The sequence below is a fragment of the Bacillus cereus group sp. BfR-BA-01408 genome, from assembly GCF_022663305.1.
In the GTDB taxonomy this organism is placed as follows: Bacteria; Bacillota; Bacilli; order Bacillales; family Bacillaceae_G; genus Bacillus_A; species Bacillus_A pacificus.
Map to the genome: position 1 here is coordinate 128529 of NZ_JAKUFF010000002.1, position 17718 is coordinate 146246.

The window sequence follows — 17718 nt, forward strand, 5'->3', positions numbered from 1 at the left end:
TTAAACAAAGTCCAAGTTAAATAAAAAGGTGCGAAGCCATAGAATTTGACTTTACACCTTTTTTTAAATACTCTAAATGAATGTAAATCCCCTTTAACACTTCAGTAAGATCTTTATCACTTCTATCACACTTCACTACTCTATATCCCATTTCTCTAAGCAAAGTAGAACGCTACCCCATTCTCGGTATTAGTTACACCATACTTCGCGCCATGTAAGTCAAATATGTTTTTACAATTGAAAAAACAAAGCCCGTACTGCAGCTTGGCAAATTATTCGAGATATACAAGGTTTTTATGCCTGAATACAGCATAAAAAAAGCCTTGGCGACCAAACCAAGACTTTTTATGACCTTACGACCTATCAATCACCAAGAATCAGAACCCCCCGACTTCTTGTTCATTATAATCTAGCATACACCTTCAATTTACTATACATTTTTTATATTTTCAAAAATTTACATTCCTTTTACACAACATTCATACTTTTCAATTCTGAAAGTCCCCTTATTCTACCTCTGCCATATAAATATCCATTCTAATACAGTTTGTACATCGTTATCATTCTACTTTCATCATAATCAAATACACTATATTAGTAATTTTTGCTGTGTCTATTGATAAATATAATAAGACTGCCAAGTACACTTAATGAAAGCACAAAATATAATAATAAATCAGGTAGAAATTCTAAAGAAATTATTTCTACTGATTGAAAAATAAAAATGGCAATGATACCTACAGATAAGATATTGTACAACACATTATTTGTTTTATATTGAATTTCTCTCCCTCTTTCGTCTTTTGCTTCATCACTGGACTGAAATTGTATTACGTACATCTGACTAATGAATATTACAACTAAAAATAAAATTTTTAACCACAACATATGACTCACTCCTCCTGATAATCAAACACGTCAGTTATCGGCTTTTCAAATACATTTGCGATTTTAAAGGCAAGAATTAGAGAAGGATTATATTTATTCTTTTCAAGAGTAGCGATAGTTTGTCGACTAACACCAACCCTTTTTGCCAATTCTTCTTGAGTCCAACCTTTTTCTGCTCGACAAACTACAATTCTATTATGTAACAATAGGAACACCTCTCAGAAAAATTGTAATTTATTTTTTACAATTCGTAAAGTATTTTTTACAAATCTTTCAACACTTAAAATAAATTTAGATCAAAAGATCATGAGTTATAACCCCAAAAATTCCCCCCTTTATAAAATAAAGCTCTTTACTTTAAAGTATATAAATTTCCCTAACCAAAACTAAGAAAGTATAAAATCATATTTGATTAAATAAAAGTTTCGTTTGATACATCTGTATACTCTCATTATGATAATTACTTAGCGGAATTATAAACCTACATTTTATGAAAAGTTACGCTTCCTATGATACTTATCAAAAACCTACGCTCCCTCTCATAAGAAGTATTTAATAGAAAACTGTAAAAAAATCAAAAAATACATTAACGAAACTTGTACTACCTTACCTATACTTTTCAAATTTAAAAGTATGGACAACTTATAAATTCAGAATATTCTGTATATTTATGAAAAAAATCGTGATTAAATTTAATTTATCGAATTCCTGTTATTATCAGAATAAGCCTTTACAGAGAAATGGGGGATATTATGACTGTTCAAGAAAAAAGTAATAAACAATTGATGGAATTATTACATGAATGGTATGAAGAAATTCGTTTATATCATGTAGTAGAAGCAAAACAAACATATCTAAAAGTAAAAGAAAGTTTAAAAGGAATAGAAACAGACCAATATGTATTATTCTATTATTCCCTACTGAATTTTAGATATAAAGTTTTGGTAGATGGAATGAGTATTACAAAAGATTCTTTTAATCAAATAGAAAAACTACCTCATATTAAAGAGGAATTTTCATTTTTAGCTTACTATTATTATTTCTTTAAGGCAATCCACTCTACGATTATAGCAAATTATACTGAGGCAAAAGCACACTATGAAAAGGCGGAAGGACTTTTAAAAGATATACCTGACGAAATAGAAAAAGCTGAGTTTGAGTATAGATTTTCAACATACTGTTATCAATCTTATCAACCATTTGAAGCGATTCAACATGCAGTAAAAGCCAAAGAAATATATTTAAATCATGTAGGCTATAAAATTAATATCGCTTTGTGCGACAATGTATATGGACTGGCTTGTATAGATCTAAGAGAATTTGAAAGAGCGGAAGAATGTCTCAATATGGTCATTGATGTTTTTAAGAAGTATGATGAAGAACAATTATTATTACGAGTACGATCCAATTTAGGCTGGTTATATAATATTCAAGATTTATATCCATTAGCGATTAGACAGAGTTCTGAAATTATAAATACCATACCGAACCATTTTAAAGCATTATTTGTCTTAGCAAGAGCATATTATAAGTTAGAAGGCGTTGAAACAGCAAGAGCATATATCGAGCAAGGAATGAAATATTCAAATGAGTCAGGAAATGAAGAATATAAACACCGTTTCGCAGTTTTAAATGAACTAATCACAGAACTGCCTAGAATTAAACTAGAAAAAGTAGTTACTGATGCCATTTCTTATTTTGAAAAAGAGGAAATGTGGGATTGTGTAAAAGAATATGCAGAGATTTTAGCACTACAATTTTACGAGGCAAATAATCATGTTAAAGCGAGCAAGTATTTCTATATTAGCAATCATGCTGATAAGAAACATTTAAGAAAAGGAGCGTTAAAGTAATGAAAAAAATAAAAAAAGTGTTATTCAGTACGATAATAGTAAGTACATTAGCTTGTAGTATGATTAGTTTAAATGTATCACAACAATCTTCATTTAATGGTGGAGATACGCCAGCACCAACAAAACTGAGTGTCTCTGGTGGAGTATCTATTAAATAAAGTAATCCAGTTTTCTTACCTATAAAAAAACAGAAAATTCTAACTATAAATATAAAAACGTTGAATAAAGTGGATAAAATATTGAACCCTCAGTCCGAAACAGATTTGTTTCGGACTATTCACGTTACTATAATTGTGTGTAGGATGACAGTCTAAAAGTAGACAAGTTTTTCTATACATAAATAGAAAACGAGCACCCTATCGCCATGTATGGGGATAGGGTGCTCGTTTATATATATTTACAATTCCAGTTAAAAATTTAAATCTACTACTTAGAAAAATCACTATTTTATATTTAAATTTTTTTGCACCAGAGTCATTTTTCTTATATTTTTTTCACACTTTTACTAAGTTTTTTGTAAAATTCACCTTTCGTTTTTATATGCTTAAACTGATTTGGATTAATATTTGCTTTTTGTGAGAGTGCTACAATCTCTTCTTTTGTAATTGAATCTTTAGTATTTATAGAGGCTATATTTGTATATTTTCCATCTTCAGTTTTTGGAATTTCTAATATCCCTTTATTCACTAGATCCACTACAGCCTTATGCTCTGAAGAATGTGTATTCACACCAGTAATTTTCCAATTATGCATAACTTTTGGTGTGTAAACACCGTTCTTTACCTCTTTTAAATATGTAATAGCAAGGTTACGAATGGTTCCACCAGTTTCCCCGAATGCATTCTCTTGTTTAGATGACCAAATTTGTTCAAACTTACGCCCCTCTAAAGCTCCACCTTTTGCCTGAAGAGCCTCCATTCTATATGCATTCATTCCCAACGTCATAACATCGTTCGTTTTGATTGGTTTATTTGTACGAATAGAACGTAAATTTGTTATTCTACTTCCATATGGTTTTGTTAAGTCAATTTCGTATTTTACGCCTCCAAAGAAATCGTTCGTACTGTATTTAGATGCACGACGGTTTTTATCAAAACTAACTGTTACATCTCCAGGACGAGATGAGTTAAAGTACCCCGCTGCCCATTCCATATAGTCTTTTAAGTCTTTCCCAGTTACCTTATATACCGTAATTTCACCCAAAGCATATTGATAATTATATGCAATATCTTTTTTCTTAATAGGACCTACATCCAAACGGGCATTATCGTTATCAATTTGATGGGCGACTACATCTGCTTTGCTGTAGTAGAGCATGACTTCATGAAAGAAATCCGATAAAGGTGTCTCTTGAATCTGCACACTTGGAATACCCTTTATTTCATTTTCAGGAACAAGGTTTCTGCCCTTTAATTGAGCGACTACAACATTTGCATCACCCCTCGCATACTCGTGAAAAGGTGTCAGTGTGTCTTCAAGTGTAGGATCAGATACTACTGTTGTTCCATCATTATTTTTTACAGGTATAGCGGTAGCAGTTTTATCTTTTAGAACCAGCTTTCCATCTTGCTTTGTAAAAGTAAGGTCAATACGTGAGATATGTGTTCCATATTTATCTGGTTCTGTAATAATGACACCATTTACAACTTCTTTTTTAACAAGCTTATGCATATGGGCTGCAAAAATAGCACTTAGTTCCGGACAAGCATTCGCAATATCTTGAACCCCAGTACCAGGGATTCCATTCTCATTTTCTAGTCCCATATGCATAACGCCTACCATTACATCTACTTTACCTTCTAACTCTTTAATGGCCTTCTTTGTCTCTTCTACTGGATTTTTCACCACTAAACCATCCAAATGATCTGTCCCTTTTTCAAAATCACTAATCATTGGTGTATTCATACCAATAATCCCGACTTTAATTCCACCTTTTTCAACAATTGTATATGCAGGAAGAAAACGCTCTCCATTTTCCTTATAAATATTTCCTGCTAGTGTCTTGCCCTTATATTGCTCACTAACTTTTTTCAATGTATCTAATCCAAAGTTAAATTCATGATTTCCAAATGCCCAAGCATCATATCCCATTGCATTCATCGCTACCATCATTGGCGATTGTGGTTGATCATTGAATAACTCTACTGAATTTCCTTGAATTGTATCCCCAGCATCTACTAATATGGTATTTGGATTTTCCTGACGTACCTTCTTTATAACCGTATAGAGTTGCGTTAAACTTCCACTCGTATTTGCACCATCAAGCGCATAATCCCAGGGCATAAATCTACCATGAATATCTGCAGTACCTAACAGTGTAATATTAACATCAGGTTCCTCAGCTTTTGAGATAGATGGTTTGACTGTTACCGCTGTTCCAAGAAGTATAAGAATAACAAAATAACATAAATAGTTCTTCCATTTCATTTTTTGCATAATAACAATATTTCTCCCCTTTTGTACTGTCATATAGTTGCTTGAACTTTAAAAATGTAACTTATTATTCGGAAAACTTCAACTACAAAAAGTAATTTTACGGGGGATTCTGCATGAAAAACAAAAAATGATATAGAAAAGCACTGCCGAATTGTTCAGCAATGCTTTTCTATTAAACGTACTATAACAATGAGTGTCTACTTTCTCTTATTCATGAGTACTATAGGTTCATATATGTTCACTTTAATTTTAAGATACGTTCTATTTCCTCTACACTCAACTTACTTGCTTTTGCAATAGTTTCAAGCGGTACACCAATTTCATGCATTCCTCGGATCATTTGCATCTTACCTTTTTCCATGCCCTCTTGTTCTGCATGTGCTAGCTTAGCTTGTTCATCTAAAAGCAATTTCTCGCGAGCTTCATATGCTGTTCGGAAAGAAGAATCATGGCTCATATTTTCCCATTTATTTATTGTCTTTTGTAAAATTGGATCTTGATTCATATCAATCCCCTCCAATACAATGTTTGAGTTAAATGTTCATCTCCATGCGCTGGTAGTAATAACATCCAACAAACAAATGAATTTTCTCAAGGGTTTACTTTTTCTTCACGCCATTGTTTTACTAATTTCGGTATCTCTACAAGATGGATTTCAATATCGTCGCTTAATAGTTGTTGCATTTTTGTATTCCATAATTGTCCGATAGTATGAAATTCATCTTCCTGAGAAATTAAACTCCCCCCACTTTCACTTCTTTTATTTTAATAATTAGAGCAATAAAAAAGTAGTGAATTTACACTACTTTTTGGTATAAAAATTATTTGAATTCTTTTTTATATAATTTAATAGCATACATTTCTCTAAAAATAGACAATGATTTTTACTTTCCAACTTCACAAAATAATTTTATCTCCTTAATTTGTTCTATATGGCGCTGTTCATGCAAATAAATCAGTTCTATCCACTGATCAAGAAGTAATTCTCCAAGAGCTGGATGCATCACTGATTTTTTCGCTAATATAGATTCATCTTCTATTGTACTTAGGAAACGCATTAATTCTTTTCTAGCGTCGTTTAACAATTCGACCATTTGCTGCACTTCAAATGGCTCTATGTTTGGTTGAATCATTTCTGGGGCTATAAATTTTATAGATCTATCTAATAATATAGATTGAATTTCTTTACGCTCATTTTGTGTACTATCCATCTTTTTTAGTTCAGATGAAATGACCTTTATAACCCTTTCATCTAATAACACTAAGTGATGACATACTTGTGCTATACTCCATTTATCCTTATCTGGTTTCTTATTAAATTGAGTATCACTTAACAAAGTAATTTCCTCAAATAAATGATTTCGCGTATCATAAAACTTATCATTAACAAGTGTATTCATGAGAATTCCCCTTTCATCTAAAAGCAAAATAGATTAATTCCTACTCTAGCATTATTCTCTATGAAAAAATATTATCCTTCACTACCTATTGGTTATCATATCTGTTGTTGTGCCAATTTAACAACAAAACTTGTAACGAAACAAAATGTAAACCAAAACAAGAAACAAATAAAAGCAATCTTTGCAATATAAGTTTGTATATAATTCCATTCAAAGGCTCAAAATATCGAAGTGTCTATTCATAATTCCATTGTTTTTAATCTCATCTCAAAAAGGAGCTGTATTATATGGATAAAGAAAAGCTAGTAAACAAACAGATGAATCGTGTCCCATCGGATGCTCTGAATACCCCTAGTAAGGAACAAGAACAAATGCTAGAAACATCATCTCAAGTGGAACATAATCCAAACATTAGCAATAAAGTTATTAACCAAGACCTATATGGCACAGACTTACCCATTTCAGATGTAGATAGAACAACAAACAAAAAGTAAATAACTAACAAGTCAGAAACACAGACCAAAATAAAAGATTTATTTTACATAATTTCTGAAAGAATTCTCCTTCTTTAAATGTTCGCAGGACAATAATCCGGCGATAACAGTAAGAAGAATTTTCCTTTCCACACACAAATAAAAAAACGAGCACCTTATCACTATGAATAGGATTGCTCGTTTTTATTTTCGTCTATTCCTTTTCTGGCCAAATTTTCGTGTTTGGTTCTAATAACCACTTGTGGTCTTCCTCCATGATACGATCATTCCATGGATTATTCTCAAGATGTCGAATCATCCAACAAAAATACATGGCATATCCAGGCGCAGTTGCTTGCGGATGGTCTAGTTCACCTGAAATTGTAATAAAGCTATTATGTACAACGCGATAAGCATCCTCACCAACCATTGCACATCCAAATCCCTGTGGCTTGTTAAAGCGATAATAATATACCTCCGGTTGATCATGGTGATGAGGTGGATAACTGGACCATCGCCCTGGATAAGAAATAACTTCTCCTACTACCATATTAGAATATGCTGCATTGTTATAGTCAAAAATCGTACGAATAACACGCTGTGCTGTTCCTTCCCATACTCCTTCTCCAGTCACAACACTTTGACACTCATTTGGGGTATATAACTTAGAAGCAAATTCTTGATCATTTTCCGTTTTTTGAACAAGCACTTCACTATCTGAAAGAGCAGTAATTGTAAGCTTCACATTTTTAGATACATGTAAACACCAAGGGTTTTCTTCAAACACAGACTGTCTTTGAATAACTTGTTCCATTCCTTCCCACTCTAAACGTATTGCCCCTTCCAGTAAAAGAACTGCTGTTTCATTCTTATTATCAAATAGCAATTCTTGTTTTCCATTAGACATCTTATATATGCCTATATCCATTAACATATCACTGCATTGACCGTTCATTTCTGTTAATACATTATATCCTTCATGTAATTCACCTAATTTTCCTAACATGGCTTTCTCCTCCTTTTAATTAATGGCTTCACTAGCATTCTCCACTTTTGTCAGCTAACTACATTCCGAATTTCTTCTAACTAGTAATGAAGAAATTTTTTCTGATTATGCTCTGTTTTCACTTCCGAATATTTGCATATGACTTTTAACGTTTTCATATGCGGCCTCAATAACATCCTGGTGATACGTAAAATAATCTGAATACGGAGTATTTAGGACGGTATTGTTAACCTCAGTAATTACATTCTGAAATGTGGCTGTCGCTACATTAATTTTACGAACACCATGTTGAATACATTGCTTGAAATCCTCTGGGCTAATGCCAGAGCCGCCATGTAAAACGAGTGGGATATGGACTACCTCATTAATCTCTTGTAGGCGGTCTAATCGTAAATTGGGATCTCCATTGTACATACCATGCGCATTTCCAATCGCAACAGCTAACGCATCTACGTCTGTTTCTTCTGCAAATTGTTTTGCTTCTTTAGTACTTGTTAGCAACATCTCAATATCTTCTGATCCATCCTCACTACCACCAACTCTGCCAATCTCAGCCTCTACTGTCGCTTCGTATTGTTTCGCAAGTGCTACAATTTCTTTTGTCTTTTTGATATTCTCTTCTAATGGATAGTGAGATCCATCAAACATAACCGAACTAAAACCAATTTCTAACGCCTCTTTAATTGTTTCAAATGTCATACCGTGATCAAAGTGAACTGCTACTGGAACAGTTGCTTTTTTTGCTGCAGCTACCATCAAAGGACCAATCATATGAATTGGCGAATGATTCAAGCGAACTTCCGCAATTTGTAGAATAAGCGGTGAACTTAACTCTTCAGCTGCTTTAATAGCTCCCATTACCATTTCCATATTAGCGACACTAAAAGCTCCAACCCCATAATTCTCTTGATTTGCTTTAATTAAAATATCTTTCATTTGAACTAATGGCATTACATACTCCCCTATTTCAATATTATTTATTACATGTAAAACCAACCTTCACGTCTTTTTATCCATTTTGTAAGAAGACATGTTGATTACCATACCATTTACTTAGGGATAATCTTAAAATGCTTAAATTACAGACCTGCTTTTTCTTGTATAAATTTTCGGGCTTTTAATGCGTATTCAAAAGGATTCGCTAAAGCTGGATCTTGCTCTGCTTCTACCACAAACCAACCCTTATAATCAGAGTTTGCAAGGATAGTAAACACTTCATCAAATCCAATTACGCCATCCCCGGGAACTGTAAATGCCCCATTCTTCACTGCCTGTAAGAAGCTCAATTCGTTTTCCTTTACAACATCTACTACTTCCTGGCGAATATCTTTTAAATGTACATGTTTAATACGAGGTAAATATTTTTTTAAAATATAAAGCGGCTCTTCTCCTGAAAAAACAAGATGACCTGTATCAAAAAGCAGAGATACAAGCGCTGGATCAGTCATGTCCATTAACTTTTCAATTTCTGCCGTTGTTTGAACACCCGTACCCATATGATGATGGTATACAATATGTAGCCCCTTTTCCTGAGCTAATTTACCGAGGTGATGTAACCCATCCGCTAGCTTTTCCCACTCTTCTTCTGTAAAAACAGGCTTATTTTTAAATAGTGGTACATCCATTAAACCTTGAATACTATGCCCTTGCTCTGAAACAACGATGACTTCTGCACCCATGTCATGTAAGAAATCCCTATGCTTAATAAATTCTTCTACCGTCTCTTCAATCGGCTTCGTTGTTAAAAACGTACTAAACCATGCACTAGCAATCTCCAGGTTTCGTAATTCCAAAGATTTTTTCAATACAACTGTATTTCTCGGATATTTATTACCTACTTCACTTCCATTAAATCCAGCAAGTGCCATCTCACTGATACATTGTTCAAACGTATTTTCTGCCCCTAGCTCCGGCATATCATCATTTGTCCAAGCGATTGGTGCAATTCCAAGCTTAATCGTGTTTTCTTTGAACATTCCCTTATCTCTCCTCTTTGCAAAATGTGATAGAATTTCGCCAACTTCTCTTATCTGTCCGTTAAAAAGGGGGCTTTCTAAAAAATATGCATGTAGATAAAAAGCCCTCTTTGTGTCCTAATCTAATACGATCTTGCCTTTTGCAAGTTACTTATTTTATCCTCGTACGCAGCTTGTACACTTTGACTATTAGATACCTCTGCAACACCTACATGCCACCATGAATCGTATCCATTTGTCATTGTTTTTGGTAATACTTTAATATCAATTAATGTAGAAACTGTTTGTTTTCTCGCATTCTTAAGCGCTTCCTGTAATTGTTCTATTGATGTAACTTGATACGTTTTTACGCCATATCCAGCCGCGCTAGCTGCAAAATCAATTTTCATAATAGCCCCATTTAATTTACGAGTTTCCTGGTTTCGGTAGCGAAACTCTGTTCCAAAGCTCCCCATTCCATTACCCATTTGTAAGTTATTAATGCAGCCAAATCCAGAGTTATCAAACAATAAAACATTAATTTTTTTGTTTTCTTGAAGACTTGTGACAAGCTCAGAATGCAGCATTTGGTAACTTCCATCCCCTACCATTGCATATACTTCCTTCGATGGTTCAGCTAGCTTTGCACCAAGCGCGCCGGCAACCTCATAGCCCATACAAGAGTATCCATACTCCATGTGATATGTATTAGGTTTTCTAGGTGCCCACATTCTTTGTAAATCACCTGGAAGACTTCCTGCCGCACCAACGATGATTGCATCTTCATCAAGTAATGTATTCATTTTTCCAATGACTGCAGTCTGTGTTAATTGTGTACCAAGTGCGTCTACATACTCATTTAAATTCTCATCGAAATGACCTTCAACTTCTGGTGTGAAACCTTGACCTGTAAAGCGAATATTATGTAGACGTGCTAATTCTGTTTCCCAAGCCTCTTTTGCATCAGTGATTTCTGCAGTGTAACTAGATTGATAATCAATTACTTGTAGTTCAGCTATTAGAGCAAGAAGTGCTTCTTTCGCATCTGCTATAACCTTCAACGCATCAAGCTTGTTCGCATGAAATTCTGAAATGTTGATGTTTAGAAACTCAACTTCCTCATTTTGAAATAATTGTTTAGATGCCGTTGTAAAATCAGTAAATCTCGTCCCAATCCCAATAACAAGATCCGCTTCCTTTGCAATTGTATTAGCTGCTAAATTTCCGGTTACCCCAATGCCGCCAAGATTATATGGATGATTACTTTCTATCGCACTTTTTCCAGCTTGTGTTTCTCCAAATGGAATGTGGAATGCCTCAGCAAACTGTTTCAGCTCCTCTGCCGCTTCGGCGTATCTTACACCACCACCGCAAATCATAATTGGCTTTTTCTTTCTCTTAATCATTTCAACCGCATCCGCTAAATTTGCTTTTGTAGGTAGGCGACGTTCAATACGGTGAACACGCTTTTCGAAGAAGTAACTTGGAAAATTCCATGCTTCCCCTTGGACATCTTGTGGTAAGCAAATTGTTACAGCTCCTGTATCTGCCGGATTCGTTAAAACACGCATGGCTTGAATCATAGCAGTCATCAATTGTTCAGGACGATTTATCCGGTCCCAGTACTTACTTACTGCACGAAAAGCATCATTCGTAGAAATAGATAAATCATGTGTTTGTTCAATTTGCTGAAGAACAGGATCAGGTTGTCTCGTTGCAAATACATCTCCTGGAAGTAATAAAACGGGAATATTATTTGCAGAAGCTGTTGCTGCAGAGGTAATCATGTTTGCTGATCCAGGACCAACAGAAGAAGTACATGCCATAATTTGTTTTCTATGTTTTTGTTTCGCAAAAGCCATCGCAGCATTTGCCATTCCTTGTTCATTTCTCCCTTGATATACCTCTAATTCCCCTGCATCTTCTTCTAAAGCTTGACCTAGGCCTACTACATTTCCATGACCAAAAATCGTAAAGATTCCCTTAATAAACTTTTGTTGTTTTCCATCAAACTCTACGTATTGCTGATTTAAAAATTTCACCAATGCTTGCGCCGTCGTCATTCTAACAGTTTGCATATGATTTGCTCCTTTCTATCTCTATCAGTCATTCTGCATATGAAAAAGGAGTATTAGGAATTTGATAGACTCCTAATACTTCCTTCTTATCTTTTACTACTTCCCTTACTTTTGCTTATAAGCAACTAGAGAGAGTCTACTTCTCTCTTAATGATTACTTTTCCCAACGTGATGTAAGCATTTTCTTTCTTGTATAAAACTCAACGCCGTCAGTACCATTCGCATGAAGATCACCGTAGAAAGAGTCTTTCCAGCCAGAGAATGGGAAGAATGCCATTGGCGCCGGAACCCCAACATTCACACCTAACATACCTGATTCAATTGTTTCACGGAATTGACGTACACTTGCCCCGCTATCTGTATAAATGCAAGCTCCATTTGCAAAACGAGACTCATTTGCAATTTCAATCGCTTCATCTAATGATTTCACACGAACAATCGATAAAACAGGAGCAAAAATCTCATCTTGCCAGATTTTCATTTCTTTTGTAACATGGTCAAAAATTGTTGGACCAACGAAGTATCCAGCTCCTTTTACAGCTGTATCTTCTCGTCCATCACGAACTAATGTAGCGCCCTGCTCTACACCTGAATCGATGTAACCAATTGTGCGCTCTTTATGGTTATCACGAATAACTGGTCCTAAAAATACATCTTCATCAAGACCATTGCCAATTACAATTTTATTCGCTTCTGCTACTAGTCTTTCAACTAATTGATCTGCAATTTCTTCTTCTACTGTTACAACAGAAGTAGCCATACAACGCTCACCAGCTGAACCGAATGCAGCGCTAATAATTTGCTTTGTAGCTAGTTCTAGATTCGCATCATTTAATACAATGGAATGGTTTTTCGCACCCGCTAGTGCTTGCACGCGTTTTAAGTTTTCTGTTCCTTTTTTGTATACATATTCTGCGACAGGCTGAGAACCTACAAATGAAATTGCCTTCACTAATTTATGTTCCAGAAGACCGTTTACTACATCGTGAGCGCCATTTACGATATTTAATACACCTTTTGGTAAGCCTGCTTCTTCAGCTAATTCTGCTAATCTTGCTGCTAGAAGTGGTGTACGCTCTGAAGGTTTTAATACAAATGTATTACCACAAGCAATTGCAAGTGGGAACATCCAGCATGGAACCATCATTGGGAAGTTAAATGGTGTAATCCCACCAATAACACCAATTGGGTAACGATACATACCAGACTCAATACCTGTTGCAATATCAGGTAGCTGTTTTCCCATCATTAATGTAGGAGCACCCGCTGCAAACTCCACGCACTCAATACCACGAAGAACTTCACCGTAAGCCTCGTTATAGCTTTTTCCGTTTTCAATCGTAATGAGTTTCGCTAACTCTTCCCAGTTATCTACTAGTAGTTGTTGATATTTAAATAGAATACGAGCGCGTTTTGGTACAGCCGTTTTAGACCAAGATTTGAATGCTTCATTTGCTACTAATACAGCTTGGTCAACGTCTACTTTTGTTGAAAGTGGTACTTGAGCGATTACTTCCCCTGTTGCAGGATTATATACAGCTTCCATCTTAGTTGAAATGGATTCTACCCATTCGCCGCCAATGTAGTTTTTTACAATTTGTGCTGTTTGTACTGTCATTTTCATTCTCTCCCTTTTATGTAATGTAGAAGCGTCCAATAGGATACGCCCTTACTTGATTATTGATTCATAACGTTTCTATACCAATTCCTCAGCCGTCTCCATGAATGCAGAAATCTCTTCACGTGTTGGCATTGCATCAGAACAGCTATGTTTAGAAATAACGATCGAAGCAGAAGCGCCACCTAATCGCATCGCTTGAGGAATCTCAAGCCCTTGCATTAGGCCATAAATAAACGCAGAAGCATACGAGTCGCCAGCGCCAAACGTCTTTAACACCTTTGTTTTAAAGATACCGCCGCGGTGAGATTGACCGTCTCTCGTATAAGCGATTGAACCATCCCCGCCGTGTTTAATTACAACGATTTTCGCATGATGAGAAAACCATCTTTCAGCCGTAACTTGGTCATTAGATTGTTCGTAGTTTAATAGTTTTTCCATCATATCGAATTCTTCGCGCGTTCCAATAATGACATCAGATTTTTCAGCCGCTAGATTGTAATACACAGCCGTTTCAGCTTCTGACTGCCATGTATAAGGGCGGTAATCTACATCAAAAAATACAACTACATCATGTTTACGCGCATATTCTAGCACTAAAAATACCGCCTCGCGAGAAGGGCTTTTTGCTAAAGCTGTTCCTGAAATTAAGAGTGCTTTTGATTGTTTAATATAGTCCTCAGATACCTCTGTTGGATCTAGGTTTAAGTCTGCGACATTGTCGCGGTACATTAAAATCCTGCAATCCTCAGGGCTTTTAATTTCTGTAAATGCTAAACCTGTCACTGCACCAGTACGATCGATACATATCTGATCTGTATTAATATTGTTGTCCTTTAGGTACCCCGTAATAAAGCGGCCCATTTGGTCATCAGATACTTTACCAATAAATCCTGTTTGTAAGCCAAGACGTGCAGCACCAATCGCAATATTCGCAGGAGAACCTCCTACATATTTAGTAAACGTTCTTGTTTCTTCCATTGGACGTTGTGTTTCATTGGCATTTAAATCAACGCATAAACGTCCAACTGCAATTAGGTCCAATGGACGATCTTCTTTAAAAATAAGTGGATTCATTATTACTACCTCCCATGCTTTATGAATGATAAGGTTCATATTTTTATAAACATACTATTCATTACTCTTTATCTATCTATAAGTAAGCGTTCTCTTTATTGATTTAATGCAGGCTGTTTATGTTCAATTTGTACAGGTTTTCCTGTTAGTAAGGATTCCTTCGCAGCTTTCGCAATTCGCTCCGCTTGTAACCCATCATTACCACTGCAAATAACAGCTTGTCCTTCTATAATTGACTTTGTAAATTGTGTTACTTCCTCAATGTAAGCCTGCGTGTAACGCTCTAAGAAGAAATAAAGCGGCTTATCTTTTACAACACCTTCTGTTTTTGACACTTGAACTGTTGTCGGGCAGCAATTATCCGCAGCAACCGCGCCTTTTTCACCAAACACTTCCACACGCTGGTCATATCCATAAACAGCTTGGCGGCTATTATCAATTACCCCTAAAGCTCCATTCGCAAATTTTAATGTGACAATTGCAGTATCAACATCATTTACTTCCTGAATGGATGGATCAATTAATGTTGTTCCATATGCAAATACTTCAACAACTTCACTATTCATCACATACCTAGCCATATCAAAATCATGAATCATCATATCCATAAACAATCCACCTGAAGAACGAACATATTCTATACTTGGCGGTTGTGGATCTCTAGACGTAATTTTTAAAATATGTGGGTGTCCCACTTCTCCTTGTTGAATAAGATCATAGACTTTTCTGAAGTTAGGATCGAAACGGCGGTTAAAACCTACTTGAAGTGATGCTCCTTGTTCTTTTACTACTTCTAATGCATCTAATGTTTCTTCTACTGAGAAACTAACAGGCTTTTCACAGAAAATATGTTTTTTCGCAAGAGCCGCTTCTTTAATAATTTGCGCATGTGTATTTGTTGGTGAACAAATAAATACAGCATCAATTTCTGGATCTGCTAATAAATCCTGATAGTTTGTAGTCAGAGTGGAAATCCCTTTATCCTCGGCCCACTTTTCTAGATGATTAATCGCTACATCTGAAACCGCTTTAATTTTTACTTGTGGCATAAGCTGCAAATTATCAACATGCAGTTTCCCAATTCGTCCAGCACCAATAATCCCAATCTTTAAAACGTTCATATGATTTCTCCCTCTATATTAAAATTTAAGAAACGAAATGAAAGTCTATAGGGTTTAGCGTATCAAATCAGTTAAGCGCTTTCCCTATTTTTCTTCATTATACACACTTGATTCTAAATTGAAAACATTTTTATTTTTTCGAATACTTTTCTTTACATCTGAATTTTACATTCCCTCAATATACGTATTACATAAAAATAAAAATTAATAATTAGAAATACACACTCTAAAAAGCTACAAATATATTCTTTTAAAATACTGATATAACAAAGAAAACAAAGCCCTTCAAAGTCTAAACTCCTATCTATAAGGTATTTCTTTGTTTTCATATTCACCATTATTTTATTGTCCGATAAGTAAATAGAATGCCCCTATAAAAGAAAGTTGTAAATTGTCAAAAAATTTAATTGACGACCTCATAATGTAAGCGTATACTTTTTTTATCAAAAAGAATTAAGCGCTTAACCAAAAAATAACTTATCGGTGGTGGGAGAATGAACGCTATTAGTTCAAACAAAACATTTATGGACAGGATTGGAATCCCTTCTAATTTAACTTGGGGATACATAGGGATTATTGTTTTTATGATTGGGGACGGTTTAGAACAGGGATGGTTATCCCCTTATCTCGTTGAAAAAGGATTAACGCTAGAACACGCTGCTTTCCTGTTTACTATTTACGGAATTACTGTATCTGCTTCTTCTTGGTTTTCGGGGGTATTTGTACAAATGTGGGGACCAAGAAAAGTCATGACGTTTGGTTTAGTATCATTCATTTTAGGTTCAATCGGGTTCATAGGTATAGGAATTCAACATATGAATTATCCCGTAATATTAATTTGCTATGCCCTACGAGGGTTCGGTTATCCTTTATTTGCTTATTCTTTTCTAGTTTGGGTATCTTACAGTACTCCTCAACAAATGCTTTCAAGAGCAGTTGGCTGGTTCTGGTTCGTATTCCAGCTGGGGCTTAGTGTTATAGGAGCCTTTTATTCTAGCTATATGGTTCCTAAAATCGGAGAAATCGCTACATTATGGAGTGCTTTAATTTTTGTTGTCGTCGGTGGATTATTCTCAATTGTTGTAAATAAGGACAGGTTTAAAGCACAAACCGTAAGCGCTAACAAATTAAGTGAATTACTAAAAGGCATTACCATCGCATTTGAAAATCCTAAAGTTGGTATAGGTGGTATTGTAAAAATTATAAACTCGGCCGCTCAGTTTGGATTTGTTGTTTTCCTACCTACCTATATGATGAAATATAATTTTACGATGACTGAATGGCTTCAAATTTGGGGTACTCTATTCTTTGTAAATATGGTGTTTAATATTATTTTTGGTATTGTTGGAGACAAGTTTGGTTGGGTAAATACAATTAAATGGTTCGGAGGAGTCGGTTGCGGAATTGTAACTCTTGCACTCTATTATGTACCAAAAATGGTAGGACATAATTATTGGGCAATATTATTTGTTGCCTGTTGCTACGGAGCAACACTCGCCGGTTATGTACCTCTTACAGCATTAGTCCCATCTTTATCTCCTGAAAATAAAGGAGCTGCAATGTCTGTTTTAAATTTAGGTTCAGGATTATCAGCATTTGTTGGACCATTAGTAGTAACTGCCTTCATCGGGCCATTAGGTGTTGGCGGCGTGATGTGGATTTTTGCTGGTTTGTACTTCTTTGGTGCATTTTTAACTCATTTCCTTACTATTCCAAAGGAAAATGAGATGGATCAGGATTTAAATACGAAAAGCGGTGAGCAATTCTCTGTCTAAATCCTATATATAAAAGAAGGTCATCCTAACTATACTTA

At 35.1% G+C, this 17718-nt stretch carries 15 protein-coding genes and 1 pseudogene; 4 read left to right on the top strand and 12 right to left on the bottom strand.

Annotated elements, in window-relative coordinates; genetic code table 11:
- Positions 1 to 594 precede the first annotated feature (594 nt).
- Positions 595 to 888, bottom strand: coding sequence for a hypothetical protein (locus MR083_RS01975; protein ID WP_000964481.1), 294 nt, complete (start codon positions 886 to 888; stop codon positions 595 to 597).
- A gap of 5 nt (positions 889 to 893) precedes the next feature.
- Positions 894 to 1094 carry a helix-turn-helix transcriptional regulator gene (locus tag MR083_RS01980; protein WP_000903071.1) on the bottom strand — a complete coding sequence of 67 codons (201 nt, stop codon included), beginning with the start codon at positions 1092 to 1094 and terminating at the stop codon, positions 894 to 896.
- 546 nt (positions 1095 to 1640) lie between these two features.
- Between MR083_RS01980 and MR083_RS01985 the strand changes: the two genes are divergently transcribed.
- On the top strand, positions 1641 to 2741 hold the full coding sequence (locus MR083_RS01985; RefSeq protein ID WP_000217985.1) for a response regulator aspartate phosphatase: 1101 nt from the start codon (positions 1641 to 1643) through the stop codon (positions 2739 to 2741).
- Complete coding sequence (locus MR083_RS01990) at positions 2741 to 2899, top strand: Phr family secreted Rap phosphatase inhibitor (RefSeq protein ID WP_000721405.1); 159 nt, start codon at positions 2741 to 2743, stop codon at positions 2897 to 2899. Before MR083_RS01985 ends, MR083_RS01990 begins: the two co-directional genes overlap by 1 nt.
- A 325-nt stretch (positions 2900 to 3224) precedes the next feature.
- Here the strand turns inward: MR083_RS01990 and MR083_RS01995 are convergent, their stop codons facing one another.
- The 3 genes and pseudogenes from MR083_RS01995 to MR083_RS02005 form a co-directional block, all read right to left on the bottom strand.
- Positions 3225 to 5177 carry a bifunctional metallophosphatase/5'-nucleotidase gene (locus MR083_RS01995; protein ID WP_242268372.1) on the bottom strand — a complete coding sequence of 651 codons (1953 nt, stop codon included), beginning with the start codon at positions 5175 to 5177 and terminating at the stop codon, positions 3225 to 3227.
- Between the two features lie 238 nt (positions 5178 to 5415).
- Positions 5416 to 5915 (bottom strand): annotated as a pseudogene (locus MR083_RS02000) (Rpn family recombination-promoting nuclease/putative transposase); the annotation flags it as partial.
- A 146-nt stretch (positions 5916 to 6061) separates the two neighbouring features.
- Complete coding sequence (locus MR083_RS02005) at positions 6062 to 6577, bottom strand: DinB family protein (protein WP_242268374.1); 516 nt, start codon at positions 6575 to 6577, stop codon at positions 6062 to 6064.
- 287 nt (positions 6578 to 6864) lie between these two features.
- Between MR083_RS02005 and MR083_RS02010 the strand changes: the two genes are divergently transcribed.
- Positions 6865 to 7071, top strand: a complete 207-nt coding sequence (locus tag MR083_RS02010; RefSeq protein WP_087996928.1) for a hypothetical protein — start codon at positions 6865 to 6867, stop codon at positions 7069 to 7071.
- A 193-nt stretch (positions 7072 to 7264) separates the two neighbouring features.
- Here MR083_RS02010 and MR083_RS02015 read toward each other — a convergent pair whose 3' ends face one another.
- The 7 genes from MR083_RS02015 to iolG form a co-directional block, all read right to left on the bottom strand.
- On the bottom strand, positions 7265 to 8056 hold the full coding sequence (locus MR083_RS02015) for a 5-deoxy-glucuronate isomerase (protein ID WP_242268376.1): 792 nt from the start codon (positions 8054 to 8056) through the stop codon (positions 7265 to 7267).
- 105 nt (positions 8057 to 8161) lie between these two features.
- Positions 8162 to 9007, bottom strand: a complete 846-nt coding sequence (locus MR083_RS02020; protein ID WP_242268378.1) for a class II fructose-bisphosphate aldolase — start codon at positions 9005 to 9007, stop codon at positions 8162 to 8164.
- Between the two features lie 128 nt (positions 9008 to 9135).
- Positions 9136 to 10032, bottom strand: a complete 897-nt coding sequence (gene iolE, locus MR083_RS02025) for a myo-inosose-2 dehydratase (RefSeq protein WP_087952284.1) — start codon at positions 10030 to 10032, stop codon at positions 9136 to 9138.
- Positions 10033 to 10154: 122 nt separating this feature from the next.
- Positions 10155 to 12089 carry a 3D-(3,5/4)-trihydroxycyclohexane-1,2-dione acylhydrolase (decyclizing) gene (iolD, locus tag MR083_RS02030; RefSeq protein ID WP_242268380.1) on the bottom strand — a complete coding sequence of 645 codons (1935 nt, stop codon included), beginning with the start codon at positions 12087 to 12089 and terminating at the stop codon, positions 10155 to 10157.
- Positions 12090 to 12243: 154 nt separating this feature from the next.
- Positions 12244 to 13707, bottom strand: coding sequence for a CoA-acylating methylmalonate-semialdehyde dehydrogenase (locus MR083_RS02035; protein WP_242268382.1), 1464 nt, complete (start codon positions 13705 to 13707; stop codon positions 12244 to 12246).
- Between the two features lie 78 nt (positions 13708 to 13785).
- Positions 13786 to 14784, bottom strand: coding sequence for a 5-dehydro-2-deoxygluconokinase (gene iolC / locus MR083_RS02040; protein ID WP_242268384.1), 999 nt, complete (start codon positions 14782 to 14784; stop codon positions 13786 to 13788).
- Positions 14785 to 14879: 95 nt separating this feature from the next.
- Positions 14880 to 15905, bottom strand: coding sequence for an inositol 2-dehydrogenase (gene iolG, locus MR083_RS02045; RefSeq protein WP_088328123.1), 1026 nt, complete (start codon positions 15903 to 15905; stop codon positions 14880 to 14882).
- A 494-nt stretch (positions 15906 to 16399) separates the two neighbouring features.
- Here iolG and MR083_RS02050 point away from each other — a divergent pair, with 494 nt between their 5' ends.
- Complete coding sequence (locus MR083_RS02050; RefSeq protein ID WP_242268386.1) at positions 16400 to 17680, top strand: MFS transporter; 1281 nt, start codon at positions 16400 to 16402, stop codon at positions 17678 to 17680.
- Positions 17681 to 17718 lie beyond the last annotated feature (38 nt).